The following is a 24216-nucleotide window of genomic DNA, read 5'->3' on the forward strand; positions in this document are numbered from 1 at the left end:
CTATCGACCGGCGCTCTGCCGCCCGGCCCCGAGCGCGGTGACGGCGGTCACCGCGTCGGCGTGGTCGGCCAGGTACTCCCGGACGACCGACTCGAAGTCCGGGTCCGCCGCCAGGCCGAGCGTGGCGGCGCGCGCGTTGTCGAAGTCAGCGGGCCAGGAGCCCACGATGGCCTCCACGGCGGGCTCGGGCACGACGGTCACCAGGTCCGCGACCGCGTCCCCGGCCACCCGGCGGAGGGTCCGGAGCATCTCGGCGACGGAGACCGTCAGCGCGGGCAGGTTGACCGGGAGCCGCCCGCTCAGCTGACCCGGACCGTCGCCCCGCTCCAGCTCCGCGATGTGCAGGATGCCCGCCACCGTGCGCCGGGGCGAGGCCAGCGCCACCCGCAGGGCGGGGTCGACGGGGCAGACGGCGGGCAGCCCGGCCAGGGGCTCGCGGACGATGCCGGACAGGAAGCCGGACGCGGCCGCGTTGGGCCTGCCCGGCCGCACCGACACGGTCATCAGCCGGGCCACCCGGCCGTCCACGAACCCCTTCCGCGTGTACTCGGCGACCAGCTGCTCGCAGACGAACTTCTGCACCCCGTAGCTGGACCGCGGCGTCGGCAGGGTGCCCTCGGCGACCAGCTCGGGCAGCGGCAGCGCCGGGTCCGACCCGTACACCGCGACACTGCTGGAGAACAGCAGCCGTACGACCGGGCCCCCGGCGGCCGACTGGGCGCGGGCCGCTTCGAGCAGGGCGCGGGTGGTGTCCACGTTGGCGGCCATACCGAGGTCGAAGTCGGCCTCGCACGCGGCCGACACGGCGGACGCCAGATGGATCACCGCGTCCACCGGCTCGGCGAACAACTCGCCGAGCCGCTCGGTCAGATCACCCTGGACCACCTGGACGAGCGGGTCGGCGGCGAGCGGCGACGCGTCCGGTACGAACAGGTCGGCCAGCACCAGCCGGTCCACGGGTACGCCGTCGAACGTCCGTGTCTCCAGCAGCCGTTCGGCCACCTGGCGCCCCAGGAAGCCGAAGCCACCGGTGATGACGATCCTCATGCGTGTGCTCCTCGGTAGTCGCGCAGCCAGCCGAGCCCGTCGCTCGTCCCGGCACGGGGGCGGTACTCGCAGCCGATCCACCCCTCGAAGGCCAACTCGTCGACGACGTGGAAGAGATGGCCGATGTTCAGTTCACCCGCGTCGGGTTCGTGCCGGTCGGGTACGCCCGCGATCTGGAGATGCCCGACCCGGCCGGTCGGCAGGTCCCGGCGCAGGGCCGTGGTGAGGTCGCCCTCGGTGATCTGGCAGTGGTAGAGGTCCAGTTGGACCTTGACGTTGTCGGCGCCCAACTCCCGTACGACAGCGTGCGCTTCCGCCTGGCGGTTCAGGAAGTAGCCCGGCATGTCACGGTGGTTGATCGGCTCGATCAGGAGGTCCACCCCGGCCGCCCCGGCCCGCTCGGCGGCCCATGCGAGGTTGCCCAGGTAGGTCTCGCGGGCCGCACCGGCCGTCGACAGTCCGGCCATCACATGCACGCGCGGGCAGTCCAGCGTGGCCGCGTACTCCAGCGCCCGGTCGATCCCGGCCCGCGTCTCCGCCTCGCGGCCGGGCAGCGCGGCCGTACCCCGCTCACCCGCGTCCCAGTCACCGGGCGGGGCGTTGAACAGCACCTGCCGCAACCCGTGGTCGTCCAGCAGGCGGCGCAGCTCGGCGGGCTCGTACGCGTACGGGAACAGGTACTCGACGGCCTCGAAGCCGTCCGCTGAGGCCGCGGCGAAGCGGGCCGGGAACGGGTGCTCGGTGTACATCATGGACAGGTTCGCTGCGAACCTCGGCATGGTCACTCCCATGACGCCGATGAGGCGCCGGTCAGCGGTTGACGACGTCCTTCTTGGTGGTGAGTACGGCGGCGGCGCCCACGACGAGGCTCAGCGCCAGCACGTACATGGGTATCGCCGCCGAACCGGTGCTGTCCTTCAGCGCGCCGATCATGTACGGGCTGACGAAACCGGCCAGGTTGCCGACCGAGTTGATCAGGGCGAGCCCGGCCGCGGCCGCCGTGCCGCCCAGGAAGGCGGTGGGCAGCGACCAGAACAGCGGGGCGCAGGTCAGCACACCGGCCGCGGCGAACGACAGCGCGACCAGGGACAGCACGGTCGAGCCCGACCAGGAGGCGGCCAGCGTGAAGCCGACGGCGCCCATGAGGCTCGGGATCACCAGGTGCCAGCGGCGTTCGCGGCGCCGGTCGGCCGAGCGGCCGAAGAGGTTCATCGCGACCAGCGCGGCCAGGAACGGCACCGAACTCAGGACGCCGATCGCCAGGTTGCCCTTGATGCCGGTGGACTCCACGAAGGTCGGCATCCAGAACGTCAGCGCGTACTGGCCCATGATGAAGCAGAAGTAGATGAGGCTCATCAGCCACACCTTGGGGTCGCGGAAGCCGTCCCAGACCTTGCCGTGCACGGTCCGGTGCGCGGCGTCCTCGGCGAGCGCCCGCTCCACGACGTCCTTCTCCTCGTCGCTGAGCCACTTCGCGTCCCGTACGCCGTTGTCCAGGTAGAACAGGGTGGCCACACCGACGGCCAGCGCGGGGAGGGCCTCCAGCGCGAACATCCACTGCCACCCCTGCCAGCCGCCCGTGCCCTGGAAGGCGTCCAGTATCCAGCCGGAGAGCGGGTTGCCGAAGATGCCCGCCACGGGGATCGCCGACATGAACATCGCGATGACGCGGGCCCGGCGGTGGGACGGGAACCAGTAGGTGCAGTACAGGATGACACCGGGGTAGAACCCGGCCTCGGCCGCGCCGAGCAGGAAGCGGAGCACGTAGAACGTCGTCTCGTCGGTGACGAACACGAACGCCGCCGAGACCACGCCCCAGCTGATCATGATCCGGGCTATCCAGGTGCGGGCGCCGACCCGCTGGAGCAGCAGGTTCGACGGGACCTCGAAGAGGAAGTACCCGATGAAGAACAGCCCGGCGCCGAGGCCGTACGACGCCTCGCTGAACCCCAGGTCGTGCGACATCTGGAGCTTGGCGAAGCCCACGTTGACGCGGTCGAGGTAGGAGACGATGTAGCAGAGGACGAGGAAGGGGACGATACGCCGGACCACCTTGCGGAAGACGGCGTTCTCGCGGGTGAGGTCGACTTCGGCGGCGACCGTGGGGAGCGACATGGCGAATCCTTTGAGCGGCTCAGGGGGATTCTCGGGCGGGACGGGGACGGGGGTTCGGAGGTGTGAGGTTCACCAGCGGGCGTCGAACACGGCACGCAGTTCGGCGAGTTCGGGTTCCGCGAGCGGTGCGGGCCTGCGCTCGGTGAGCAGCCACAGGCGGGCGGTCTCCTCGAGTTCTTCCAGGACGGCCAGGGCGGAGGCCGCGTCGGGCCCCCAGACGACCGGGCCCAGCCGGTCGAGCAGCACGGCCCGGATCGGCGTGCCGCGCGCGGCGCGTTCGGCGACGCGGGCGGTCACCAGATCGGCCACGCGCGGATCGCCGGGCCGGTGGTAGGGGACGAGCGGGACGTGCCCGACCTTCATCACGTAGTACGGGGTGAGCGGCGGGAGCACGTCGTCCTGGCTCCACACACCGGCCAGGGTCAGCCCGACCAGGTGCGTGGAGTGGGTGTGCACGACGAAGCGGGCGGTGGGGTCGGCGGCGTAGATCCGCCGGTGCAGGGTGAGGGTCTTGCTGGCACGGTCGCCCGCTAGCTGCTCGCCCCGCGGGTCGACGAGGGCCAGCCGGTCGGGTTCCAGGAAGCCCAGGGCGGCGTCGGTCGGGGTGATCAGGTGGGAGTCGCCCACCCGGGCGCTGATGTTGCCCGCGCTGGCGTGGACATAGCCGCGCGCGAACAGACTCGCGCCGACCCGTACGATCTCGCGCCGTGCCTCCTCCACCGGGCCGGTCATGACTTCTCCAGCAGGGCGAACGCGGCGGTGAAGAAGTCGGGGGCGCCGAAGTTGCCCGACTTCAGGGCGAGATGGAGCGGCGATCCGTCGGGCAGCGTCGCCGCGCACCAGGGCACACCGGGGTCGATCTGCGGGCCGATCCGGAGCCCGGTGACGCCGAGCGCCCGCACGACCGCGCCCGAGGTCTCGCCCCCGGCGACGACGAGTTGCCGGACCCCGCGCGCCACGAGCCCCCGCGCCACCTCGGCGAGGGTGCGTTCCACCAGTTCACCGGCCTCGGCGGCACCGAGCCTGCTCTGCACGCCGCGCACCGCGTCGGGCGCCTCGGTGGAGTAGATCAGCACCGGCCCGTCGGCCAGGTGGGCGTCGGCGAAGGCCAGCGCCTCCCCGGCCACGTCCGCACCGGCCGCGATACGCAGCGGGTCCACGCTGAACGCGGGCCGCCCGCCGGCCAGGAACGCCCGGACCTGGCCGTTGGTGGCCACGGACACCGACCCGGAGACAATGGCCTGGCGACCGCTCGCGGGCGGCAACTGAGCCGCCGCCGTGGACGGTTGGAGCCCCCAGTTGGCGGGCAGCCCGATGGCCAGCCCCGAACCGGCGGTCACCAGCGGCAGCTCCCGCACGGCCTCGCCCAGCCGCACCAGGTCGTCGTTGGAGACGGCGTCGGCGATGGCGAACGCGGCTCCCCCGGACCGGAGTTCGTCGATGCGGGCCCGCACCGCGTCCGCGCCCGCCGCGAGGACCGTGTGGTCGATGAGCCCGACGGGACGCGTGGTCTGCGCGCCCAGCACGTCGACCAGGTTGGAGTCGGTCATCGGCGTCAGCGGGTGGTCCCGCATGCCGCTCTCGCTCAACAGCACGTCGCCCACGAAGAGATGACCCTTGAAGACGGTGCGTCCGTTGTCCGGGAACGCCGGGGTGGCGACCGTGAAGTCCGTGCCCAGCGCGTCCATCAGTGCCTCGGCGACCGGGCCGATGTTCCCGGCCGGGGTGGAGTCGAAGGTCGAGCAGTACTTGAAGTAGATCTGCTCGGCGCCCGCGCCCCGCAGCCACGCCAGGGCGCGCAGCGAGGCGTCCACGGCCTCCGCGACGGGCACGGTACGGGACTTGAGCGCGATGACGACCGCGTCCGCGTCCCCCACGATGCCGTGGCCGCCGTTCTCGGGGCCGCCGTCCTCGGGGACGTCGATGAGCTGGACCACGCGCATGCCCGCGCGCACCAGGTTGTTCGCCAGGTCCGTGGCGCCGGTGAAGTCGTCGGCGATGGCGCCGAGCCGGATTCCCATGTCAGCCATCCTCCGGCTTCGGCAGGTCGATCCCGGGGAAGATCTTGATCACCGCGCTGTCGTCCTCGCCGCCCAGCCCCGAGGCCGCGGCCTGGAGGAACATCTGGTGGGCGGTGGCGGCCAGCGGCAGCGGAAAGCGCTCCGGGCGGGCGGAGTCGAGCACGATCCCCAGGTCCTTGACGAAGATGTCGACGGCGGACAGGGGCGTGTAGTCACCGGCCAGCACATGCGCCATGCGGTTCTCGAACATCCACGAGTTGCCCGCGCTGTGCGTGATGACCTCGTACAGGGTGTCGGCCGGGACGCCAGCCCTGATGCCCAGCGCCATCGCCTCGGCGGCCGCGGCGATGTGGACGCCCGCGAGCAGCTGGTTGACGACCTTGACCTTGGAGCCGAGCCCGGCGCTGTCGCCCAGCCGGTGCACGGTCGCGCTCATCGCGTCCAGCACCGGCCCGGCGAGCGCGTACGCCTCCGGGGCGCCCGACGTCATCATGGTCAGCTCACCGGCCGCCGCGCGCACGGCGCCGCCGGAGACCGGGGCGTCCAGGTAGAGCACGTCCAACCGGGCCAGCCGAAGCCCTAGTTCGGCCGACCAGACGGGGTCGACGGTGGAGCACATCACGAACACGGCACCCGGCCGCAGCCGCTCGGCGGCACCCTCCGGACCGAACAACACCTGCTCGATCTGGGCCGAGTCGACGACCACGCCGACCAGGACATCGACGGCGGCGGCGAGTTCACCGGGGGTGGCGAAGGCGATGCCGCCCTCCCGGGCGAAGTCGGCGGCCACGTCGGGCCGCAGGTCGTGGACCCCGACGTCGTACCCCGCGTTCCGCAGGCTACGTGCCATCCCGAGACCCATGGCCCCGAGTCCCACCACGCCCACACGGGGCTTCTGGTCGTTCACGCGCAACATCCTTGTCTCGCAGTGGCCGCCCGGACGCCCTTCACTGCCAGGCCCTTTCGCCGACGGTCGGGTCATATGATGACCTGAGGACAGCGATCGACGCACTGTGATGCCGGTCACGTATGGGTGGTTCACGGTCGCGGGATGATGGGCCGAGTGCCGGGCATGAGCTTCCTCGGGGGTCTTCCGGCCGTCCCGGACCCATTCGCGCAACGGCACCACTGGAGATTCGCTGTGAGCCTCGACGGCAGACCGGTAGCTCTCGCCCCCGACGGCGCACTGGACGCGGACGCCCGCAAGCAGCGTCTGCGCCGACGCCTGGAGCGGCTGATCGGAGTGGCCGCGACCGAGGGGAACGAGCTGACCCCGCTGCGCAACGGCAGCGCCATCTTCCCCGCGATGCTGGAGGCCATCGCCTCGGCCCGGCACACCATCGACATGATGACCTTCGTGTACTGGCGCGGTCAGATCGCCCGCGACTTCGCCGCCGCCCTCGCCGACCGGGCACGGGACGGGGTGCGGGTACGGCTGCTGCTCGACGGCTTCGGCGCCAAGCAGATCGAGCCCGCGCTGCTGGACCTCATGGACACCGCCGGGGTCCAGGTGGCCTGGTTCCGCAAGCCCGTCTGGCTCTCGCCGTTCAAGCAGAACCACCGCTGCCACCGCAAGGCGCTGATCGTGGACGAGGACACCGCCTTCACCGGCGGCGTCGGCATCGCGGAGGAGTGGTGCGGCGACGCCCGCAACCCCGGCGAGTGGCGCGACACCCACGTCCAGGTGCGCGGTCCGGCGGTGGACGGGATAGCCGCCGCCTTCGCCCAGAACTGGGCCGAGTGCCACGACGAACTCTTCGACGACCGCGACCGGTTCACCGAGCACCAGCAGATCGGCGACTCCGTCGTCCAGGTCGTGCGCGGCTCGGCCAGCATCGGCTGGCAGGACATGCAGACCCTCATCCGGGTCATGCTCACCTCCGCCGAGGAACGCTTCCGCCTCGCCACGGCCTACTTCGCCCCCGACGACTACTTCATCGACCTGCTGTGCCGCACCGCGGAGCGGGGCGTGCAGGTGGAGATCCTGCTGCCCGGCCCGTACACCGACCAGCGCGCCTGCCAGCTCGCCGGACAGCACCACTACACGAAGCTGCTGCGCGCGGGCGTCGACATCCGCCAGTACCAGCCGACGATGATGCACGCCAAGATCATGACCGTGGACTCGGTTGCCGCCCTGATCGGGTCCACCAACTTCAACCGGCGCTCCATGGACCACGACGAGGAGGTCATGCTCGCCGTGCTGGACGAGAAGTTCACCGCGTCCCTCGACCGCGACTACGACGCCGACCTGGAGCACAGCGTGGCCATCGACCTCGACAGATGGCGGCGGAGAGCGGCGTTCCAGCGGCTGAAGGAGGCCGCCGTCACGCCCGTGAGACGCTTCCTGTGACCAAGGGCGGACGGCGGTAGCCGAAAGGGAGGCAGCTGAGGGTGTTCTCGGTGGATGTCAGACAGCACGCGCTGGGCGTGCTGTTCGTGTTGTTCGGAGAGCTGGACTTCGACAGCGTGGTGCAGCTGCACGAGGCTGCCGACGAAGAACTGTCGCTGTCGAAGGGGGCGTTGCCGGTCGTGGTCGACTGTGCCGCCCTGACCTTCTGCGACTCCTCCGGGATCAGCGCGCTGCTCCGTCTCTACCAGCGGCTCTCGGCACAGCAGCGGGTGCTCCGGCTGGCGGCCGTACCCGCCTCGGTGTCACGTCTGTTCACCCTGACAGGTTTGGACCAGCTGTTCTCCGTGCACAAGGACGCTGCCGAGGCCCTTGCCGCGGGCTCGGACGAACGTGGCGTCGCCGCGGCGGTTCAACAGAATGAGGAGCGGAGCGCATGACGCTCGTACCGGGGCTGAACCAGCCCCAGCCCGGACGGCCGGGGGGTGCCTCGGGTGGCCTGGACGACGATCTGCGCGCGCTGTTCGGGCACTCGACGGCCGTCTTCGCCTCCCTCGCCGGTCCGGCGCACATGCTGGAGTCGGCCAACCCGGCGTTCTTCGCCGCGATCGGCGGCACCGAGCGGGCCCGCACCGGCCTGCCGCTCGGCGAGCTGCTGCCGGAACTCGTCGAACAGGGCCTGATCACCCTGCTGGACCGGGTCTACCGCACCGGGCGGCCCGTCACCGGCCGGGACCGGCGGGTGCTGCTCGGCTCCGGCGCCGACGCCCGCGAGACGTTCTTCGACTTCACCTACGAGCCCCGGCTGGACGCCGGTGGCAATGTGACCGGCGTACGCGTGATCGGCGTCGAGACCACCCAGGTCAGGCAGGCCCAGCGGCTCACGGCCGAGCAGGCGGCACTGCTGGAGCAGATCGCCCGCCAGGCCCCGCTGACCGACGTGCTGCACGGCATGGCCCGGGTCATCGAGGAGCTGGCGCCCGAGGAGGTGCTGGTCTCGGTGCTGCTCGCGGACGCCGACGGCCGCCACCTGCGCCACGGCGCCGCCCCCAGCCTGCCCGACTTCTACAACCAGGCCATCGACGGCATCGCCACCGGTGACGGTGTGGGCTCCTGCGGTACGGCCGCCCACCGCAGGCAGAGCGTGATCGTCTCCGACATCGCCACCCACGAGTACTGGGCCGACTTCCGGGAGCTGGCCGGGCGGGCCGGGCTCGCCGCCTGCTGGTCCACCCCGGTGCTGGCCCGCGACGGATCGCTGCTCGGCACCTTCGCCATGTACCACCGCACGCCCCGCGAACCCCAGGACGACGACCTCGCGCTCGCCCGGATCTTCGCGGGCACCGCCGCCCTGGCCATCGAACGCCACCAGGCGGAGCAGGCCCGCCAGGCCGCCGAGGCCCGCGAGAAGGCCGCCCGTGCCGACCTCGCCTTCCTGCTGGACGCCAGCACCTCCCTCGCCCACGACCTGGACGCCGCCCAGACGCTCCAGCGCCTGGCCGACGCGTGCAGCCCCGCCCTCGCACCGCTGAGCGCGGTCGACATCGTGGAGGCGGGCCGCGTACGCCGGGTGGCCACCGCGGCACCGGACGCCGCGCAGCGCGCCCTGCTGGCCTCCCACATCCCGGTGTACGACGCCGCCGACGACGCGGTGGCCCGGGTCCTCGCCTCCGGGGTGAGCGAGGTCGCCCGCCGTACGCCCACCGGTCCGGGGCCCTGGCACGACCTGGGCGTCACCGGCTATCTGTGCGTCCCGCTGCTCGACCGGGGCAGCGCGGTCGGCACCATGACCCTGCTGAGCGTCGGCGACCACACCTTCGACGGACACACCGTCGCGCTGGCCGAGGAACTCGCCCGCCGGGCCTCCGCCGCCGCGCGCAACGCCCGCCAGTACACCCACCGCGTCACCCTGGCCCGCGACCTCCAGGCCGGTCTGCTGCTGCCCGGCGTCCCCGAGGTGCCCGGCGCCGACGTGGCCACGTACTACCACCCCGCCGGTGAGGGACTCGACATCGGCGGCGACTTCTACGACGTCTTCCCGCTGCGGGACGGCCGGTGGGCGTTCATGCTCGGCGACGTGTGCGGCCGCGGCGCGACCGCCGCGACCACCACCGCCCTGGTCCGGCACACCGCCCGAGCCGTCGCTCCGCTGCTGCCCGGCCCGCAGGCCGTCGTCGAGGCCGTGAACCGGGCGTTGTGCGACCGCCCCGGCAGCCACGGCACCGGCTTCGTCACGCTGGTCTACGGGCAGTTCACCCCGACCCCGGAGGGTCTGGACATCGAGCTGATCCGGGCCGGGCACACGTCGCCCCTCGTCGTCGACGCCGGAAACACCGTGCGCGCGGTGGACGCCTCCGGGCTCCTCCTGGGCGTCGCTCCCGACCCGCATGTCAGCCCGCGTCGGCTGCGACTGGGCCCGAAGGAGAGCCTGGTGCTCTACACCGACGGTCTCACCGAGGCCCGTGCCCCGGACGGCGAGCAGTTCGGCGACGTGCGCGTGGCCCAGGCCCTGGCCGGGTCGCCGCGCCCGCCCGCCGCCGGGCGCCTGATCGACTCGCTGACCGAGGCCGTGCACGCCTTCACCGGCGGTCACGACATCGACGACGACCAGGCCGTCCTCGTCCTCACCGCCACGGCCGGGTAGTCAGGTCGGGACGGCCGAGTGGTCAGGACAGGCCGGAGATCCACTCGTCCACGGTGGTGACCTCGGCCTGGCAGGGGAACACCTTCCCGGTGAGCACCCGGTGCACCTCGGGGTCGGCGTCACCGCAGACGCGCTCGGTGATGGCCCGCTGGGCGTCCATCACGAGCAGGCGGTACGGGTCACGCTCGGTCCTCACGGGTTTGCCGGGGTGTGGCCTCGTCGCGCGGGGTGCCCAGGCCGCGCAAGGAGCGGTCGGCGAGCGTCACGGCGAGGAAGAGGGCGCTGACGGCGAGCATCAGCCAGGAGAGATGGTGCAGTCCGCCGGTGTCGGCGCGCTGCCCGAAGAGGGCACCGCTCGCGGCGGAGGCGACGATCGCGCCGAGGTAGCCGAAGGTGCGCAGCAGTCCGGCGGAGGAGCCCATGCGCTCGGGGTCGGCCTGGTGGAAGACGGAGTTCTGCAGGGCGAGGCCGTTCAGGCCCTGCGGCACACCGAGGACGAGGACGACGGCCAGCAGCATCCACACCGGGCTCACGTCGGTCAGGGTCAGCAGCAGCGCGCACGCGGCGAGCTGGCCGACCGAGCCCACCAGCAGCTTGCCCCGGATGGCCTGCCGCCGCCCGGTGAGCGTCGAGACGACCAACGCGGTCGCGAACAGCGGGAGTTGGACCAGTCCGGCCTGCGAGGCCGACAGTCCCCGTCCCTCCTCCAGCCACTGGGCGTACCCGTACAGGAAGGCGTAGCTGACGATGTACGTGAGCAGCGCGCGGGCGTAGGTGGCGAGCAGGGGGAGGTTGCCGCTGAGGACGCGCAGGTCGATGAAGGGCTGCGGTGTCCCCAGTTCCCGCCAGGTGAAGGCGGCCGCCGCGAGGAGGGTCAGCAGGGGCAGGTACCAGTGGGCGGCGCCGGGCTCCATGAGGAAGAGCAGCAGGCAGATCAGGGCGGTCGCGAACAGGCCCATGCCGGGCAGGTCGAGCGCGGCGAGGGGGTGCCGGTCCTGGGCGCGCGGCGCCGGTGTGGTCGCGGGGAGGCGGCGGGCGCCGAGGTACAGGCCGACGAGGGCCAGCGGGATGTTGACGGCGAGGGTGGCGCGCCAGCCGCCGAGCCCGATCAGCAGTCCGCCGAGGCTGGGGCCGATGACGGCGACGGTCTGGGTGGTGACGGCGAGCGCGGTGAGCACGCCCGTCGGGCTCTCCCGCCCGGTGCGCCGGGCCTCGCTGCGGATCAGGTACATGGCGGCCGGATAGCCGGAACAGGTGCCGAAGCCGAGGAGCACCCGCGCGGCGATGAGCACGCCGAGACTCGGGGCGAGCATGCCCACGACGCCCGCGACACCGGTCAGCGCGGTCCCCACCAGGAAGAGCCGGCGCGGCCCGAACAGGTCGATCAGCCGCCCCACGACGGGCTGGCCGATGGACGTGGCCAGATACAGGGCGGAGACGAGCCACGCGGTCTGCGCGGGCGGTGCGCCGAACGCGGCGCCGATCGGCACCAGGGAGACCGAGAGGACGGAGGAGTTGACCGGGTTGAGTACGGACCCCAGCATCATCGGGGCGAGCAGCCGCCGGTCGAAACCGTCGCTCTTGCTCGCCCGGCCGGGAAGCAGCTGGCGCAGGGTCACGAGCGGACGACCCGGTCCAGTATGGCCGCCGCCTCCAGCAGGGTCCGCCGTTCGGCCTCCGTGCACTGGTCCTCCAGCGCGCGGGTGAGCCAGCCCTCCCCGGCCCGTCGGCGGTCCTCCAGGAAGGCGTGCCCGCTGTCGGTGACGAACACCAGCTGGCGCCGCCCGTCGGAGGGATCCTGCCGTCGGGACACGAGCGCGCGCTCCTCCAGTACGGCCACGGTCGCGGCCACCGACTGGTGCCGCACCCGCTCAGCGGCGGCCAGCTCACTGACCGACGCCTCGCCGTCCTTGTCGAGCCTGCTGAGCACGGACGTCTGCGACGGCGTCAGGTCGCCGGGGTCGTAGCTCTCCCGCATCCGCCGCCGCAGTCGGCTGAACACCACCCGGAACTCGTGCGCCGCGCGCACCGCGGATTCGGACACACCGGTGGTGTCAGGGGTCTCGATCATGTGTACAGGCTAACTTGCGCAGTCCAGGCTGCGCAAATGTCGAAACCTCGGCGGGCCGCTCCGGAAGGCGGCCCGCCGGGTGGCTCAGACGGTCGCGCGGCGGCGGAGTTCCTTCTTGTCGGGCTTGCCGACGTCCGTGAGGGGGAGGGCGGCCGGGAAGGTGATGCGGGTCGGCTCGTACATGGCGCCGCGCTCGGCGCGTACCAGCGCGCGGAGGTCGCCGGCGGACGTGGTGGCGCCGGGGGAGAGGAGCACGGCGGCGTGGACGCGCTCCATGCGGTCCTCGTCGCGCACGCCGAAGACCGCGGACTGCAGGACGTCCGGGTGGCTGTTGAGGAGGTCCTCCAGCTCGGTGGTGTACACATGGCCGCCGACCACGACGATCATGTCCTTGAGGCGGTCCACCACTGTCAGATAGCCCTCGTCGTCACGGAAGCCGACGTCACCGGTGTGCAGCCAGCCGTCCTGGAGCACCTCGGCGGTGAGCCGCGGCTGCTTCCAGTAGCCCTGCATGACCATGGCGGAGCGGACGCAGATCTCGCCGTGCTCGCCGTTCGGGAGGACGCTGCCGTCCGGGTCCCGGATCTCCACGTCGACGCTCGGCAGGATCTTCCCGGCGGTACGCAGGAGCGCGGGATTGTCCGGGTCGTGGTCCTGCGGGGGCAGCACGCTGATGAGACCGCCCTCGTTCTGCCCGTACCCCTGCATCAGCACCGGGCCGAGGCGGCGTACGGCGTCGGCGATGCGGGCGGGGGAGGACTGGCAGCCGCCGTAGAGGACCTGGCGCAGGCCGGAGGTGTCGGTGTGCGCCATGTCGGGGTGGTCGAGGAGCTGGTAGAGCAGCGGCGGCAGCAGCCACAGGTGGGTGATGCGCTCCAGCTCGATGGTGCGCAGCACCTGGCCCGGCTCGAAGTCGTCCAGCAGGACCACCGTGCCGCCGGTCTCCAGCACGGAGTCGGCGAGCATCCCGGCGGCGTGAGCGATGGTCGTGGCGACCAACTGGCGCCGTACGCCACTCTCTTCATCGGCGACCGGACTCGCGGCGCGCGTCTCCTGCACCTGGCGGAAGGTGGTGCAGATGCCCTTGGGGTGGCCGGTGGTGCCGCCGGTGTGGCGGATGCCGCAGATGTCGTCCGGCTCGGCCCGGCTCGGGAACGGCTCGGCGGACTGGAGGGCGGCCAGCGCCAGCAGGTCCTCGGCGCTGTCGCAAGGGCCCAGCGTCAGGACCGATTTGACCGGCACGGACGCGGTGATCTCGGCGGCCCGGTCGGTCAGCCGGGGGTCGACCACCAGGGCCCGCGTCTCGACATCGGCGACGATCGCGGCCTGCACGTCGGTGGAGAGCTTGCTGTACAGGTGGTTGACCTGGGCGCCGATCAGGTTGGCGGCGTACCGCACGGCTATCGCCTCGGGCAGGTTGCCGCTGAGCAGGGTGACGGTCTGGCCGCGCTCGATCCCCAGGTCCCGCATGGCCCATGCCATCCGGTGCACCAGGTCACGGAACTCCCCTGCGCTCACACGGTGTTCGCCGTGCACCAGGGCCTCGCGGGCGGGGTTCTCCCGCAGGGCGTCGAGGATGTCCTCCACCGGGTTGCGGAAGCGTGGGGCTGCGACGTCGAGCATGGGGGGTCCTCCTGGGCCGGGCGCGCACCGCGCACCGGCAGGTTGTTGCTGTTGTTCTGTGGGGGGACGGGAAGGCACCGGACGGGAAGACACCCGAATAAAGGTTGCCTAGACCAACCAAGTCGACTCTAGGACGCGCGCCCGGACAGCGCCAACTTCGCGGACGCGAACGTATGACAATCAGCCGATTCGGCTACGCAGTTCGGCCAATGTCGACCCCGTACACCCTCGCTGACCAGCACGGACAGCATTACTCGGGCGTCGCACCGGCACCCTCGACGACAAGGTCGTACGACCTCATTTCCTCCCCCCTCGGGCGTTCAGCCCGCCCCCAGCGCGGAGACCAGGCTCGCCACCGTCACGGTGTTGAAGACGAAGGCGATGACCGAGTTGGCCGACACGGTGCGCCGCATCTCCCGGGAGGTCACGCTCACGTCGGTCGCGCCGAAGGTGGTCATGACGGACAGGGCGAAGTACAGGTAGTCGCCCCAGAGCGGGGAGTCGGGGCCGGGGAAGTCCAGCGCGGTGCCGCCCTCCACGATGTCGTCGGCCTGGAAGGTGACCGCGAAGGACACGGCCACGCAGACCCAGGCGACCGCGACGAGCGCGAGCGCGACCAGGACGCGGGGGACCACGGGGAACGTGGTTCCCAGGTGGCCGGGCAGCCACACCACCGCGACCGCCAGTGCGGCCGCCGCGATGAAGAGCGACACCCCCGGACCGGGCGCGGTACCGATGACGTACCGCTGGAGCACCGTGCCGCGGCTGTCCCGCTCGGCCCAGGCCCGGATTCGCTCCGGGGAGGCGCGGGAGAAGGCGGCGACGGTGAGCGCGAGGTAGGGCAGCAGATAGGCGAACAGCGCCAGCACCCCGATGTCCCCGGCCGAGAGCCGCACCGCGTGCCCGGTGAGGACGAGCAGGACCAGGACCGTCGCGGTGCCCGCCGCGACGAGCACGCTCGCCGAGGCCCGACGTCGTTCGGAGAGCCAGTGACGCACCGGGAGCCCCTCTGCGTAGGGTCGTTACCGCAACCCTGGGTGACGATAGGGGCTCACACGCCCTTCACGGCGGAGCCGCGACCGTGGGGATGACGAACCACGTGGCCGAGGCCCGCCCCTGAGGTTCATCCGACGTCGGGGTGTCGACCCCCCACCCCCAGGAACTGCAGCACCGCCAGTACCCGGCGGTGGTCGGCGTCCGCTCGGGGGAGGTCCAGTTTCATCAGGATGTTGTTGATGTGTTTGGCGACGGCGCTCTCGCTGATGACGAGCTGGTTGGCGATGCCCGCGTTGGAGCGGCCTTCGGCCATGAGGGTGAGGACCTCGTGTTCGCGGGGGGTCAGTCGGGTCAGGGGGGTGTCGGTGCGGCGGACGAGGAGTTGGGCCACCACCTGGGGGTCCAGGGCGGTACCGCCGTTCGCCACTCGGCGGAGGGCTTCGACGAACTCCTCGACGTCCGCGACCCGTTGCTTGAGGAGGTAGCCCACGCCGCTGGTGTTGGCGGCGAGGAGGTCGGTGGCGTAGCGCTCCTCGACGTACTGGGAGAGGAGGAGCAGGGCCGTCGAGGGGTGGGTGCGGCGGATGGTGAGTGCGGCGCGTACTCCCTCGTCCGAGAAGCCGGGCGGCATACGGACGTCCACCAGCGCGAGGTCGGGGCGGTGTTCCGCCACCGCGGCCAGCAGCCCCGGTCCGTCGCCCACCTCGGCGGCCACCTCGAAGCCCGCCATCTCCACGACCTTGACCAGGCCCATCCGCAACAGGACGGAGTCCTCGGCGATCACCGCGCGTCGCACCGTCGGCTCCTCGTTCATCGTGCCGGGCACGGCAGCTCCACACTCATCAGGGTCGGTCCCCCCACGGGACTGCTCAGCCGGAATGTTCCGTCGACGGACCGCACGCGCTGGGCGAGACCGGTGAGGCCGGTCCCGTCGGCGGGGTCCGCACCGCCCAGGCCGTCGTCCGAGACCACCACCCGCAGTATCCCGCCCAGCAGGGTGAGCGTCACCTCCGAACGGGTCGCCTCCCGTGCGTGCTTGGCGACGTTCGTCAGCGCCTCGCAGACGACGAAGTAGGCCACCGCCTCCACCGCCGGAGCGGGCCGCCGTGCCAGGTCCACCCGCAGCCGTACGGGCAGCGGGGCGCGGGCCGCGAGGCCCGACAGGGCGGCGTCCAGGCCGAGTTCGTCCAGCACGGCGGGGTGCAGCCCGCGTACGAGGCTGTTCAGTTCCTCGATCGCCTCCTTCGCCTCCCGGTGCGCGGTGTCGATGACCTCGCGCGCCTCCCGTGGCAGATCCACCAGCGTGGCCCTGGCCAGACCCAGATTCAGGGCGAGGGAGACGAGGCGTTGCTGCGCGCCGTCGTGCAAGTCCCGTTCGATGCGCCGCCGTTCCGCGTCCGCGGCGTCCACCACCCCGGCCCGGCTCTCGGTGAGGTCCTCGACCCGCCGCGCCAGGTCCGCTTCCCTGCCGCGCCCCAGCCAGGAGGGACCGACCTGGCTCTCCAGACGGACCAGGGCGGCGGCCGAAGGGGGAACGGCGGCCAGCGCCACCAGCCCCGCCGCGCAGAGGTACGCGGCCTGGGTGGAGAGACCGAGGTGTTCGATCCGCCACTGCCACGGCAGCGCGTAGACCCACACCGGGGCCAGCGCCGCGGCCGCCCCCGCCACCAGCAGCCCCACCACCAGTGTTTCGAGCCCGCTCAGCAGCGCCCCGGCCAGGCAGTGGTAGCCGAACTGCCGCCCCGGCCGCCGCAACCCCGGCCGGGGGATGTCGAGCCCCAGGAACCGTCGGAAACGCCGGCACTGCGCCACGGTCAGAGCCGGTACGCAGCACACCGTCACCACCAGCGCGCCCCCGAGCATGACCGGCGCGCCGGGGTCCCCTCCGCCCACGCACTCCCAGACGAGGCCGAAGTCCATGAAGAGCAGGAACCCCAGGAGGAGGTGCAGCGGTGCCCCCAGGGCGAGGAAGGAGGCATCGCGCGTCAGGCGCGTCAGCGCCCGCCGCGGCCGGGGCGGGATCTTCATGGGGCCAACCGTAGGTCTCGGTCCCGGCGTTCATCCATGCACCTGCCATCCGGGACGGAGGTGCAGCCAGTGCCACCCCAGGACGGACAGGGACGTTACTGACGCCGGGGAGCGGACACCGGAAGGTTGATCACGAGCCCGACGGCCGGGTTCCCGACCCTGGAAGGGGACTCCCGACATGGCCCTCATCTCCCAGGCCCTCACGAGCGGTTCCGGCCACGGCCGGGTACTCGTGGCCGCCGGTCTCGCCCTGCTGCCCTGGCTCGGCTATCTGGCGGGCACCCTGCCGCCCGCCGAGGCCGCCGCCTGGGTCGCCCTCGACGCGGTGGAGGCCGCCGCGCTGCTCACCGCCGGGAGCCGCCTGCTGCGCCACGACCCCCGCCACCGCGCCCCCGCCGCCGCGGCGGCCGTACTCCTCCTCGCCGACGCCTGCGTCGACGTGGCCACCTCTCCGCCCGGCCCGGAGCTGGCCCTCGCCGTGGCCATGGCCGTGTGCGTGGAACTCCCCCTCGCGGCCCTGTGCACGGCACTGGCCGTCGCCGGGAGCCGGAGGCGGTGTCGGCCGGTGCGCCGGGGGACTACAGCGGTGCCCCCTGCACCCTCCCCGTGAACCGGCCCCCCACCTGTTCGGCGAACCAGTGGACGCGCTCGACGCCCGCGCCGTACCGGTCGTGCACGTGGACCGTGTGGTCCTCGGAAGGTTCTTCCTGGTAGAGGTCCAGGGAGTGCACGCTCAGGGTGAGGTAGGCGTACTTCTCGTGGACCTCCTCCAGCCCCGCCTCGGGCACCGCGCGCCAGGCGTCCAGATCCCAGCGGATGACGGCCGCCGAGTCCGGCCCCAGCGCCTCGATGAAGGGTTCGGCGCGGTCCAGCGGGCGGCACCAGTCGAAGACCCGGATCGGCAGGCAGTCCGCGGGGTCGTCGCCGGTCTCCGACGAACCGTGCTCGCTGCCCGCCGACGCCCACCACACGAGATCGGGCAGGACGTGGCGTACGCGCGTCAGGGTGTCCGGCGACCGGATCACTCCTTCGAAGTCGACTCCCACCTTGGCGGTGTCCGTCCAGCTCAGCAGGGTGCGTACGGCGCGTATCGCCTCGGAGAGGTCTGCCGTCGTGAGGATGGCGGACGCGTAGGAGTTGCTCATGCCGGAACCGTAGGACAGAGATTCATCGCACCGCGCGTCAATTTCTTCTTGACGCTCCACGATCGTCAACTTAATCTTGACGCATGAGTCCACTCGACATCAATCTCACCGACCTGATCGCCCGACTCGACGAAGAACTGCCCGAGGCCGACGACCTCGCCCACATCAGTGAGGCGCGGCTGCGTGCGCAGACCCTGTCCGATCTCGGGGACCAGCTCATCGACCACTACGTCAGCAAGGCCAAGCGGTCCGGCGCGTCCTGGACCGAGATCGGGGACGCCATCGGGGTGTCCAAGCAGGCCGCTCAACAGCGCCACGCGCCCGGACCGTTCGAGCGCTTCACCGAGACCAACCGGCACGGCATCGTGCTCGCGCAGGAGGCCGCGCGGACGCACAAGCATGAGTCCATCGGCACCGGACACCTGCTCCTCGGGCTCCTCGCGGAGTCGCAGGGACTGGCGTACGAGGTGCTGATGGCGAAGGCCGGTACGGAACAGCGCGTGCGCGACGCGGTCGTGGAGGTGCTGCCGCCCGCCGGCACGAAGGCGCTGCGCGGGCACATCGCGTTCGCCGAGGAGAGCAAGGAGGCCATCGAGCAGGCGCGGAACGCGTCGGCCGAGCTGGGTCACGACCGGGTCGGCACCGAGCACATGCTGCTGGGGCTGATCCGGGTCGAGGGGAGCCAGGCCGCGGGCATCCTGCGTGACCTCGGCTTCACGCCGGACGAGCTGCGCGAGGCGGTCGCCGCGCGGGGAGAGCGCTGACGGCACCTCACGCCAGCGAGTCCCAGAATCCCGTCAACGCCTCGATCACGGCCTCCGGTTCGTACACGTTCGGCGAGTGCCCACCGCCCATGATCTCCGTGTAGCGGGCGCCCAACTCCCCTGCCATCACAGCCGCTTCACGCTCCGGCCAGGTCTCCTCCGGGGTGCCGAAGACGACCGACAGGGGGATACCGGACCCGCGCAGCGCCCCGCTGCGGTCCGGCTCGCCGATCATCCGCTCCGCGGCCAGGCGCAGTGCCTCCGGGGCGTTGCGGGCCCAGCGGTCCGACAGGAAGGAGAGCACCTCCTCGGGCACCCCGCCGCCCTCCGGGCGGAGGAACGGCCACAGGTCCGGGACCGGGGTCGTGCGCAGGGCGTCCAGCAGCAGCCGCAGACGCTCCCGCGTCGACTCCGACACGGCCCCCGGACCGAAGTTCAGCAGCGTCAGCGAGGCCCACGTGCCGGCGGCAGCAGGGGAGTTCAGCACGGCGAGGCGCGACACCAGCCCGCCGTACGAGTGCCCCACCAGATGCACCGGGCCCAGCACCCCCGCGAGCGCCACCACGTCCGACGCCAGATCCTCGGGCGCGTACGACGGAGCCTCCGACGCCGGGCCCGTCTCGTACTGGCCCCGCTGGTCGATGGCGACCACCCGGTAGCCCGCCTCGGCCAGGCCCGGCAGCAGCGGCAGGAAGTCCTCCTTGCTGCCGTTGAAGCCCGGCACCAGCAGGGCCGTACCGCGCGGGACCCCGTCCGGGGGACCGGCCGTGAACGCGGCGAAGGTTCCCCGGACGGTCTCCACGCGCACGCTCCGCACGCTGTCGGGGCGGGCGATCGAGAGGATCTGGCTCATGGGTGTGATGGTACGTAAGGCCCTGCTCCAGGGATGGACCCCCTCTTGACGCGGCGTCCGGCGCGGGCCGACACTCCAAGTCGGGGAAGTCCAGCGAACAGGTGGGGACGCATGACGCGCCTGGAGACGGTGACCGGCCGCAGCGGCCGCACACCGTGGCGCGCGCCCCGGCTCATCTCCCCCCTCCTCACCTCCCGTCTGCACATCGACCTCCTGCGCGTGTGCAGCGCCATCGGACCGCGCCTCTGACCTGGGCCCCGGCCCCGTCGAACGCGCCCTCCGCCCCACTCCTCCCACGCCAGCCGCCGCTGTTCCGCAGGCGTGCTCCCGCGCGCCCTCGCCCCTGGGGAGACGTACGTATGCCCATCACCGCGCCGACCGCCCTACCGACCGTCCGGCACAGCTCCGCCTTCCGGGGGCGGCTCGGCCAGGACGCCCGCAGCGGCCATCACGCCGTGCCGCACCGCTACCGGCTGCACCTCTCCACCGCCGACCCCGACGGACTGCGCCTCGCCATCGCCCACAGCCTGCTCGGCCTCGACGCGAGCTGTCCGGTCACCCTGCTCCCCGCCGTCCCCGACGCCCCGGACGGCAGCCACACCGCGCTGCGCCCGCTCTACGAGGCCAGCGCGCACCGCTACTCCGGCCCCGCGCCCGCCCCGGTGCTCAGCGACGCCTGGTCCGGACGCATCGTCAGCACCCACGCCCCGGACATCCTGCGCGACCTGGACCTCTTCACCCGCGCCGGTGGCGATCCGCTGCGGCCCCACGGCTGGGAGTCCACCGTCGACGCCGTGGAACGGCTCTGCGCCGAGGGCATCGAACAGGCCGCGCAGCAGGCGGGCCGCGCCGACGAGGACCCGGCCGGACGGGCCGCCGCGCTCGACGTGCTCCTCGACAACCTGGGGCGGCTGGAGCGCTGGCTGACCGACGAGCAGTACCTCGCCGGAGGCCGCCTCACCGCCGCCGACATCGACCTCTGGGTCTCCCTGGTCCAGCTCGACACCGTGCACCGCTGCCACCTCGACGCCTCCGCCGTGCACCGGATCACCGGCTTCACCGCCCTGTGGTCCTACGCCCGCCGCCTCGCCGCCCACCCCGCCTTCGGCACCCACCTCGACCTCGACGGCATCGCCCGCCGCCACCACGGCCACTGCCAGGGCCTCGAAGCCGCGGGAGCCGCCGTGCAGATCCTGGACTGGGCGGCCCACGTCAGGGGCTAACCCAGGGAGTCCACCAACACGGCCAGCGCCCCGGCGAGTTGACCGAGGCCCGCGCCGGGCGGGCCGCCGGGCTCCGTCATGTACGTGTCCCGGCGGATCTCCACCATCAGCGCGCTCACCCGCCGCTCCCGCCCGTAGTGCGCGAGGGGTACGTACGTCCCGGCGAACGGGCTGTCCACTCCCGTCTTCCCGTAGGGCGAGAACGCCGACCGCGCCGCCGCCGTCAGCCCCGGCGGGGTGTGGAAGGCGTCCGTGCCCAGGCACACCGCCGGGCGCGGGCCCTCGCCGTGCAGCTCGTACGGCAGCGGGCGGGACGGGTAGGAGTGGACGTCGATCACCACCACCCGCCCGGCCGCCGCCAGCCGCTCCGACACCGCCTCCGTCATCGCGCGGGCGTACGGCTCGAAGTACCGCTCGATCAGCGGCCCTTGGGTGGTGTCCTCGGCCCGCAGCGGCTCTCCGTGCGTGGTCCGGGTGTACACCGCGCCCATCCCCACCGCGCGCATCTCCTCCCGCTCGTCCGGGAACCGCTCCGGGTCCACCACCAGCCGGGACAGCCGGTTCACGAACCGCCACGGCCGCACTCCGGCCAACCCGGCCGCGCGGTACGCCAGTTCGGCCGTGTGCGCGTCCGTGATGTGGTCCAACTCCCGCTCCAGGGCGGCATCGTCGAGCAGCAGCCCGGCCCGCACCCCGTCCGGGATCGCCCGCGCGGAATGCGGTACGTGCAGCAGGACCGGCGACGCGGGGTCACCCGGCAGCAGCTCGAACGAGGGCTCGGACACATCGGCTCCCAGTGATCAGCGCAGCAACTCGGCCACCAGTCTGCCAACCTGCTCCGTCTCGATCAGGAACCCGTCGTGCCCGTACGGCGACTCCACCACCCGCACCCCGTCCGCCGACGGGATCAGCGCGGCCAACTCCCGCTGCTGGGACAGCGGATAGAGCCGGTCGGAGTCCACCCCGGCGACCAGGGCGGGCGCCCGTACCCGTGCCAGGGCCGCCCGCGTACCGCCCCGCCCGCGCCCCACGTCATGCGCGTTCATCGCCTCGGTCAGCACCACGTAACTCCCCGCGTCGAAGCGGCGGATCAGCTTCCCGGCGTGGTGGTCCAGGTACGAGCCCACCTGGTACCGGCCTCCGTGCCACGGGTCCTCCGCGCCCTGCGGAGCCCGGCCGAACCGGGTCCGTAGCTCCGCCTCGGCGCGGTAGGTCACATGGGCCACGCGGCGGGCCAGACCGAGTCCGTCCACCGGGCCGCGTCCGCCGGAGTGGTAGTCGCCGCCCCGCCAGTGCGGGTCGGTGCGGATGGCCCGCAACTGGATCTCGGCCCAGGCGATCTGCTCCGCGCTCGCGGACGCGGCCGTGGCCAGCAGCAGGAGGGCGCCGACCCGCTCCGGGTACGACACCGCCCACTCCACCGCCCGCATCCCGCCCATCGAGCCGCCGACGACCAGCGCCCACCGTTCGATCCCGAGGGCGTCCGCGAGCCCCGCCTCGGCCGCCACCTGGTCCCGCTGGGTGAGGAACGGGAACGCCCCGCCCCAGGGCCGGCCGGTGCCCGGCCGGGGAGAGGCCGGACCGGTGCTGCCCTGGCAGCCGCCCAGGACGTTCGGCGCGACCACGAACCAGCGGTCGGTGTCCAGCGCCCGGCCCGGCCCGACCAGCGCGTCCCACCAGCCGGGCGTGGGATGCCCCGGCCCGGCCGGACCCGCCGCATGGCTGTCGCCGGTCAGCGCGTGCAGCACCAGCACGGCGTTGGACCGGTCCGGTGCGAGCCGCCCCCAGGTCTCGAACGCCATCCGGAAGCCCGGCAGTTCACCACCTGCCTCCAGCGACAGCGGCGCGTCGGCCGTGTGCCACCGGCGGCGCCCGGCGGGGTCCCCGTCCCACCAGGCGCCGCTGACCGCCGGGAGCGGGGCCGGGCGGGCGTGCGGAACGGTGCTCAGGAGGCGCCCTTGGCCGCGCGGAACCCGGCCTCCAGGTCCGCCTTCAGATCGGCCAGGTTCTCGATGCCCACCGACAGCCGGACCAGCCCCGGCGCGGTACCGGTCGCCGTCAGCTGCTCCTCGTCCAGCTGGCTGTGCGTGGTGGACGCGGGGTGGATGATCAGGCTGCGTACGTCACCGATGTTGGCGAGGTGGCTGAACAGCTCCACCGCGTCCACGAACCGCTTGCCCGCCTCCACCCCGTCCCGCAGCTCGAAGGAGACGACCGCGCCGGAGCCGTGCGGGAGGTACTTCCGCCCGGCCTCGTACCACTTGCTGGACGTGAGCCCCGGATAGTGGACGGCGGCCACCTCGTCGCGGCCCTCCAGCCACTCGGCCAGGGCCAGCGCGTTGGCGGAGTGCCTCTCCAGGCGCAGGCTCAGCGTCTCCACGCCCTGGAGCAGCAGGAACGCCGAGTGCGGGGAGAGCGCCGGGCCGAGGTCGCGCAGCAGCTGCACCCGCAGCTTGACCGCGAACGCGCCCGGACCGAGCGCGGGCCAGTACCGCAGGCCGTGGTAGCTCGGGTCGGGCTCGGAGAAGTCCGGGAACCGCTCGGGATGGGCGCCGAAGTCGAAGGTGCCGCCGTCCACCACCACCCCGGCGATGGCCGTGCCGTGCCCGCCGAGGAACTTGGTCGCGGAGTGCACCACGATGTCCGCGCCGTGCTCGATGGGCCGCAGCAGATACGGGGTCGGCACGGTGTTGTCCACGATCAGCGGCACGCCCGCGTCGTGCGCCACGTCCGCGACCGCCCGTACGTCGAGCACGTTGCCCCGCGGATTGCCCAGGGTCTCCGCGAACAGCGCCTTGGTGTTCGGGCGGATCGCGGCCCGCCAGGCGTCCACGTCGTCCGGGTCGGCCACGAACGACACCTCGATGCCCAGCCTCGGCAGGGTGTGCCGGAACAGGTTGTACGTGCCGCCGTACAGGGAGGCGCTGGAGACGATGTGGTCGCCCGCGCCCGCCAGGGTCAGCAGGGCGAGGGTCTCGGCGGCCTGCCCGGACGCCAGCGCGACGGCGGCGACTCCGCCCTCCAGCGCGGCGATCCGCTGCTCGAACACGTCCTGCGTCGGGTTGTGGATGCGGGTGTAGATGTTGCCGGGCTCGGCGAGCGAGAACAGGTCGGCGGCGTGCTGGGTGTCCTGGAAGACGAAGGACGTCGTCTGGTAGATCGGCGTGGCCCGTGCCCCGGTCGTCGGGTCGGGTACGGCACCGGCGTGGATCTGCCGGGTCTCGAAGGACCAGGCCGAGGTGTCGGGACCGGCGGGCGGCTCGTCCGGGGTGTGACCGGCGGTGACCGAGTCGATGGGCTGGCTGCTCATGGTGCTCCTCGTGCGGTGCGGGCGCGGAC

Annotated in this window: 25 protein-coding genes; 7 read left to right on the top strand and 18 right to left on the bottom strand. The window is 72.6% G+C overall.

The window, feature by feature from the left end; all coding sequences use genetic code 11:
* From denD to ltnD, 6 genes are all read right to left on the bottom strand, one after another.
* Complete coding sequence (gene denD / locus ACIPPM_RS04385) at positions 1–1047, bottom strand: D-erythronate dehydrogenase (protein ID WP_401442788.1); 1047 nt, start codon at positions 1045–1047, stop codon at positions 1–3.
* Positions 1044–1826 (bottom strand): 2-oxo-tetronate isomerase, encoded by a 783-nt coding sequence (otnI, locus tag ACIPPM_RS04390; protein ID WP_401442791.1) that lies wholly within the window; start codon positions 1824–1826, stop codon positions 1044–1046. The genes denD and otnI overlap by 4 nt, the downstream gene beginning before the upstream one ends.
* A 31-nt stretch (positions 1827–1857) precedes the next feature.
* Entirely contained in the window at positions 1858–3162 is a 1305-nt protein-coding gene (locus ACIPPM_RS04395) for an MFS transporter (RefSeq protein WP_401442793.1), read from the bottom strand.
* Positions 3163–3231: 69 nt separating this feature from the next.
* Positions 3232–3894, bottom strand: a complete 663-nt coding sequence (locus ACIPPM_RS04400) for an aldolase (RefSeq protein WP_401442795.1) — start codon at positions 3892–3894, stop codon at positions 3232–3234.
* Positions 3891–5183, bottom strand: coding sequence for a 3-oxo-tetronate kinase (gene otnK, locus ACIPPM_RS04405; protein ID WP_401442798.1), 1293 nt, complete (start codon positions 5181–5183; stop codon positions 3891–3893). Before otnK ends, ACIPPM_RS04400 begins: the two co-directional genes overlap by 4 nt.
* Position 5184: 1 nt before the next feature.
* The gene (gene ltnD, locus ACIPPM_RS04410) at positions 5185–6090 is read right to left on the bottom strand and encodes an L-threonate dehydrogenase (RefSeq protein ID WP_401442801.1); all 906 of its coding nucleotides are present in this window, start codon (positions 6088–6090) and stop codon (positions 5185–5187) included.
* A 234-nt stretch (positions 6091–6324) separates the two neighbouring features.
* Between ltnD and ACIPPM_RS04415 the strand changes: the two genes are divergently transcribed.
* From ACIPPM_RS04415 to ACIPPM_RS04425, 3 genes are read left to right on the top strand one after another with little or no spacing between them, the layout of a single operon-like run.
* Complete coding sequence (locus ACIPPM_RS04415) at positions 6325–7533, top strand: phosphatidylserine/phosphatidylglycerophosphate/cardiolipin synthase family protein (RefSeq protein ID WP_401442804.1); 1209 nt, start codon at positions 6325–6327, stop codon at positions 7531–7533.
* A gap of 41 nt (positions 7534–7574) precedes the next feature.
* On the top strand, positions 7575–7970 hold the full coding sequence (locus tag ACIPPM_RS04420) for an STAS domain-containing protein (protein WP_401442806.1): 396 nt from the start codon (positions 7575–7577) through the stop codon (positions 7968–7970).
* Complete coding sequence (locus ACIPPM_RS04425) at positions 7967–10174, top strand: SpoIIE family protein phosphatase (RefSeq protein ID WP_401442809.1); 2208 nt, start codon at positions 7967–7969, stop codon at positions 10172–10174. The genes ACIPPM_RS04420 and ACIPPM_RS04425 overlap by 4 nt, the downstream gene beginning before the upstream one ends.
* Before the next feature lie 22 nt (positions 10175–10196).
* On the opposite strand, the gene ACIPPM_RS04430 is transcribed toward ACIPPM_RS04425, so the two are convergent.
* The 7 genes from ACIPPM_RS04430 to ACIPPM_RS04460 form a co-directional block, all read right to left on the bottom strand.
* Positions 10197–10370: a hypothetical protein gene (locus ACIPPM_RS04430; protein ID WP_401442812.1), complete on the bottom strand. Its 174-nt coding sequence runs from the start codon at positions 10368–10370 to the stop codon at positions 10197–10199.
* Positions 10354–11721 (bottom strand): MFS transporter, encoded by a 1368-nt coding sequence (locus ACIPPM_RS04435; RefSeq protein WP_401444179.1) that lies wholly within the window; start codon positions 11719–11721, stop codon positions 10354–10356. The genes ACIPPM_RS04430 and ACIPPM_RS04435 overlap by 17 nt, the downstream gene beginning before the upstream one ends.
* A 68-nt stretch (positions 11722–11789) precedes the next feature.
* Positions 11790–12245 carry a MarR family winged helix-turn-helix transcriptional regulator gene (locus tag ACIPPM_RS04440; protein ID WP_401442814.1) on the bottom strand — a complete coding sequence of 152 codons (456 nt, stop codon included), beginning with the start codon at positions 12243–12245 and terminating at the stop codon, positions 11790–11792.
* An 84-nt stretch (positions 12246–12329) separates the two neighbouring features.
* Entirely contained in the window at positions 12330–13868 is a 1539-nt protein-coding gene (locus tag ACIPPM_RS04445) for an AMP-binding protein (RefSeq protein ID WP_401442817.1), read from the bottom strand.
* Between the two features lie 320 nt (positions 13869–14188).
* A complete protein-coding gene (locus ACIPPM_RS04450; RefSeq protein WP_401442820.1) occupies positions 14189–14866 on the bottom strand; it encodes a DUF1345 domain-containing protein in 678 nt (225 codons plus the stop codon).
* 125 nt (positions 14867–14991) lie between these two features.
* Entirely contained in the window at positions 14992–15678 is a 687-nt protein-coding gene (locus tag ACIPPM_RS04455) for a response regulator (RefSeq protein WP_401444181.1), read from the bottom strand.
* Positions 15675–16892: a sensor histidine kinase gene (locus ACIPPM_RS04460; RefSeq protein WP_401442823.1), complete on the bottom strand. Its 1218-nt coding sequence runs from the start codon at positions 16890–16892 to the stop codon at positions 15675–15677. Before ACIPPM_RS04460 ends, ACIPPM_RS04455 begins: the two co-directional genes overlap by 4 nt.
* A gap of 178 nt (positions 16893–17070) precedes the next feature.
* Between ACIPPM_RS04460 and ACIPPM_RS04465 the strand changes: the two genes are divergently transcribed.
* Positions 17071–17502: a hypothetical protein gene (locus ACIPPM_RS04465; RefSeq protein ID WP_401442826.1), complete on the top strand. Its 432-nt coding sequence runs from the start codon at positions 17071–17073 to the stop codon at positions 17500–17502.
* On the opposite strand, the gene ACIPPM_RS04470 is transcribed toward ACIPPM_RS04465, so the two are convergent.
* A complete protein-coding gene (locus tag ACIPPM_RS04470; RefSeq protein ID WP_401442828.1) occupies positions 17471–18037 on the bottom strand; it encodes a hypothetical protein in 567 nt (188 codons plus the stop codon). The two genes, ACIPPM_RS04465 and ACIPPM_RS04470, sit on opposite strands and share 32 nt — an antisense overlap.
* An 83-nt stretch (positions 18038–18120) precedes the next feature.
* Here ACIPPM_RS04470 and ACIPPM_RS04475 point away from each other — a divergent pair, with 83 nt between their 5' ends.
* Positions 18121–18801, top strand: a complete 681-nt coding sequence (locus ACIPPM_RS04475) for a Clp protease N-terminal domain-containing protein (protein WP_401442831.1) — start codon at positions 18121–18123, stop codon at positions 18799–18801.
* A 7-nt stretch (positions 18802–18808) separates the two neighbouring features.
* Here ACIPPM_RS04475 and ACIPPM_RS04480 read toward each other — a convergent pair whose 3' ends face one another.
* Entirely contained in the window at positions 18809–19654 is an 846-nt protein-coding gene (locus ACIPPM_RS04480; RefSeq protein ID WP_401442834.1) for an alpha/beta fold hydrolase, read from the bottom strand.
* Positions 19655–19765: 111 nt separating this feature from the next.
* On the opposite strand from ACIPPM_RS04480, the gene ACIPPM_RS04485 reads away from it, so the two are divergent.
* The gene (locus ACIPPM_RS04485; RefSeq protein WP_401442837.1) at positions 19766–19903 is read left to right on the top strand and encodes a putative leader peptide; all 138 of its coding nucleotides are present in this window, start codon (positions 19766–19768) and stop codon (positions 19901–19903) included.
* A 110-nt stretch (positions 19904–20013) separates the two neighbouring features.
* Entirely contained in the window at positions 20014–20877 is an 864-nt protein-coding gene (locus ACIPPM_RS04490; protein WP_401442840.1) for a glutathione S-transferase C-terminal domain-containing protein, read from the top strand.
* On the opposite strand, the gene ACIPPM_RS04495 is transcribed toward ACIPPM_RS04490, so the two are convergent.
* The 3 genes from ACIPPM_RS04495 to ACIPPM_RS04505 are packed head-to-tail and all read right to left on the bottom strand — an operon-like array spanning position 20874 to position 24187.
* Positions 20874–21662 (bottom strand): N-formylglutamate amidohydrolase, encoded by a 789-nt coding sequence (locus tag ACIPPM_RS04495; RefSeq protein WP_401442843.1) that lies wholly within the window; start codon positions 21660–21662, stop codon positions 20874–20876. The two genes, ACIPPM_RS04490 and ACIPPM_RS04495, sit on opposite strands and share 4 nt — an antisense overlap.
* A gap of 15 nt (positions 21663–21677) precedes the next feature.
* Positions 21678–22826 carry a homoserine O-acetyltransferase gene (locus tag ACIPPM_RS04500; RefSeq protein ID WP_401444184.1) on the bottom strand — a complete coding sequence of 383 codons (1149 nt, stop codon included), beginning with the start codon at positions 22824–22826 and terminating at the stop codon, positions 21678–21680.
* Positions 22823–24187 carry a bifunctional o-acetylhomoserine/o-acetylserine sulfhydrylase gene (locus tag ACIPPM_RS04505; RefSeq protein ID WP_401442846.1) on the bottom strand — a complete coding sequence of 455 codons (1365 nt, stop codon included), beginning with the start codon at positions 24185–24187 and terminating at the stop codon, positions 22823–22825. The genes ACIPPM_RS04500 and ACIPPM_RS04505 overlap by 4 nt, the downstream gene beginning before the upstream one ends.
* Between the last annotated feature and the right edge of the window lie 29 nt (positions 24188–24216).

The organism is Streptomyces sp. NPDC090119 (assembly GCF_044747085.1).
Lineage (GTDB): Bacteria > Actinomycetota > Actinomycetes > Streptomycetales > Streptomycetaceae > Streptomyces.

Excerpts from the sequence above, each read along its gene's own strand:
- denD (WP_401442788.1), bottom strand. The coding sequence starts at position 1,047 with ATGAGGATCGTCATCACCGGTGGCTTCGGCTTCCTGGGGCGCCAGGTG.
- otnI (WP_401442791.1), bottom strand. The coding sequence starts at position 1,826 with ATGCCGAGGTTCGCAGCGAACCTGTCCATGATGTACACCGAGCACCCG.
- ACIPPM_RS04395 (WP_401442793.1), bottom strand. The coding sequence starts at position 3,162 with ATGTCGCTCCCCACGGTCGCCGCCGAAGTCGACCTCACCCGCGAGAAC.
- ACIPPM_RS04400 (WP_401442795.1), bottom strand. The coding sequence starts at position 3,894 with ATGACCGGCCCGGTGGAGGAGGCACGGCGCGAGATCGTACGGGTCGGC.
- otnK (WP_401442798.1), bottom strand. The coding sequence starts at position 5,183 with ATGGGAATCCGGCTCGGCGCCATCGCCGACGACTTCACCGGCGCCACG.
- ACIPPM_RS04425 (WP_401442809.1), top strand. The coding sequence starts at position 7,967 with ATGACGCTCGTACCGGGGCTGAACCAGCCCCAGCCCGGACGGCCGGGG.
- ACIPPM_RS04435 (WP_401444179.1), bottom strand. The coding sequence starts at position 11,721 with ATGATGCTGGGGTCCGTACTCAACCCGGTCAACTCCTCCGTCCTCTCG.
- ACIPPM_RS04440 (WP_401442814.1), bottom strand. The coding sequence starts at position 12,245 with ATGATCGAGACCCCTGACACCACCGGTGTGTCCGAATCCGCGGTGCGC.
- ACIPPM_RS04445 (WP_401442817.1), bottom strand. The coding sequence starts at position 13,868 with ATGCTCGACGTCGCAGCCCCACGCTTCCGCAACCCGGTGGAGGACATC.
- ACIPPM_RS04455 (WP_401444181.1), bottom strand. The coding sequence starts at position 15,678 with ATGAACGAGGAGCCGACGGTGCGACGCGCGGTGATCGCCGAGGACTCC.
- ACIPPM_RS04460 (WP_401442823.1), bottom strand. The coding sequence starts at position 16,892 with ATGAAGATCCCGCCCCGGCCGCGGCGGGCGCTGACGCGCCTGACGCGC.
- ACIPPM_RS04465 (WP_401442826.1), top strand. The coding sequence starts at position 17,071 with ATGGCCCTCATCTCCCAGGCCCTCACGAGCGGTTCCGGCCACGGCCGG.
- ACIPPM_RS04470 (WP_401442828.1), bottom strand. The coding sequence starts at position 18,037 with ATGAGCAACTCCTACGCGTCCGCCATCCTCACGACGGCAGACCTCTCC.
- ACIPPM_RS04475 (WP_401442831.1), top strand. The coding sequence starts at position 18,121 with ATGAGTCCACTCGACATCAATCTCACCGACCTGATCGCCCGACTCGAC.
- ACIPPM_RS04480 (WP_401442834.1), bottom strand. The coding sequence starts at position 19,654 with ATGAGCCAGATCCTCTCGATCGCCCGCCCCGACAGCGTGCGGAGCGTG.
- ACIPPM_RS04485 (WP_401442837.1), top strand. The coding sequence starts at position 19,766 with ATGACGCGCCTGGAGACGGTGACCGGCCGCAGCGGCCGCACACCGTGG.
- ACIPPM_RS04490 (WP_401442840.1), top strand. The coding sequence starts at position 20,014 with ATGCCCATCACCGCGCCGACCGCCCTACCGACCGTCCGGCACAGCTCC.
- ACIPPM_RS04505 (WP_401442846.1), bottom strand. The coding sequence starts at position 24,187 with ATGAGCAGCCAGCCCATCGACTCGGTCACCGCCGGTCACACCCCGGAC.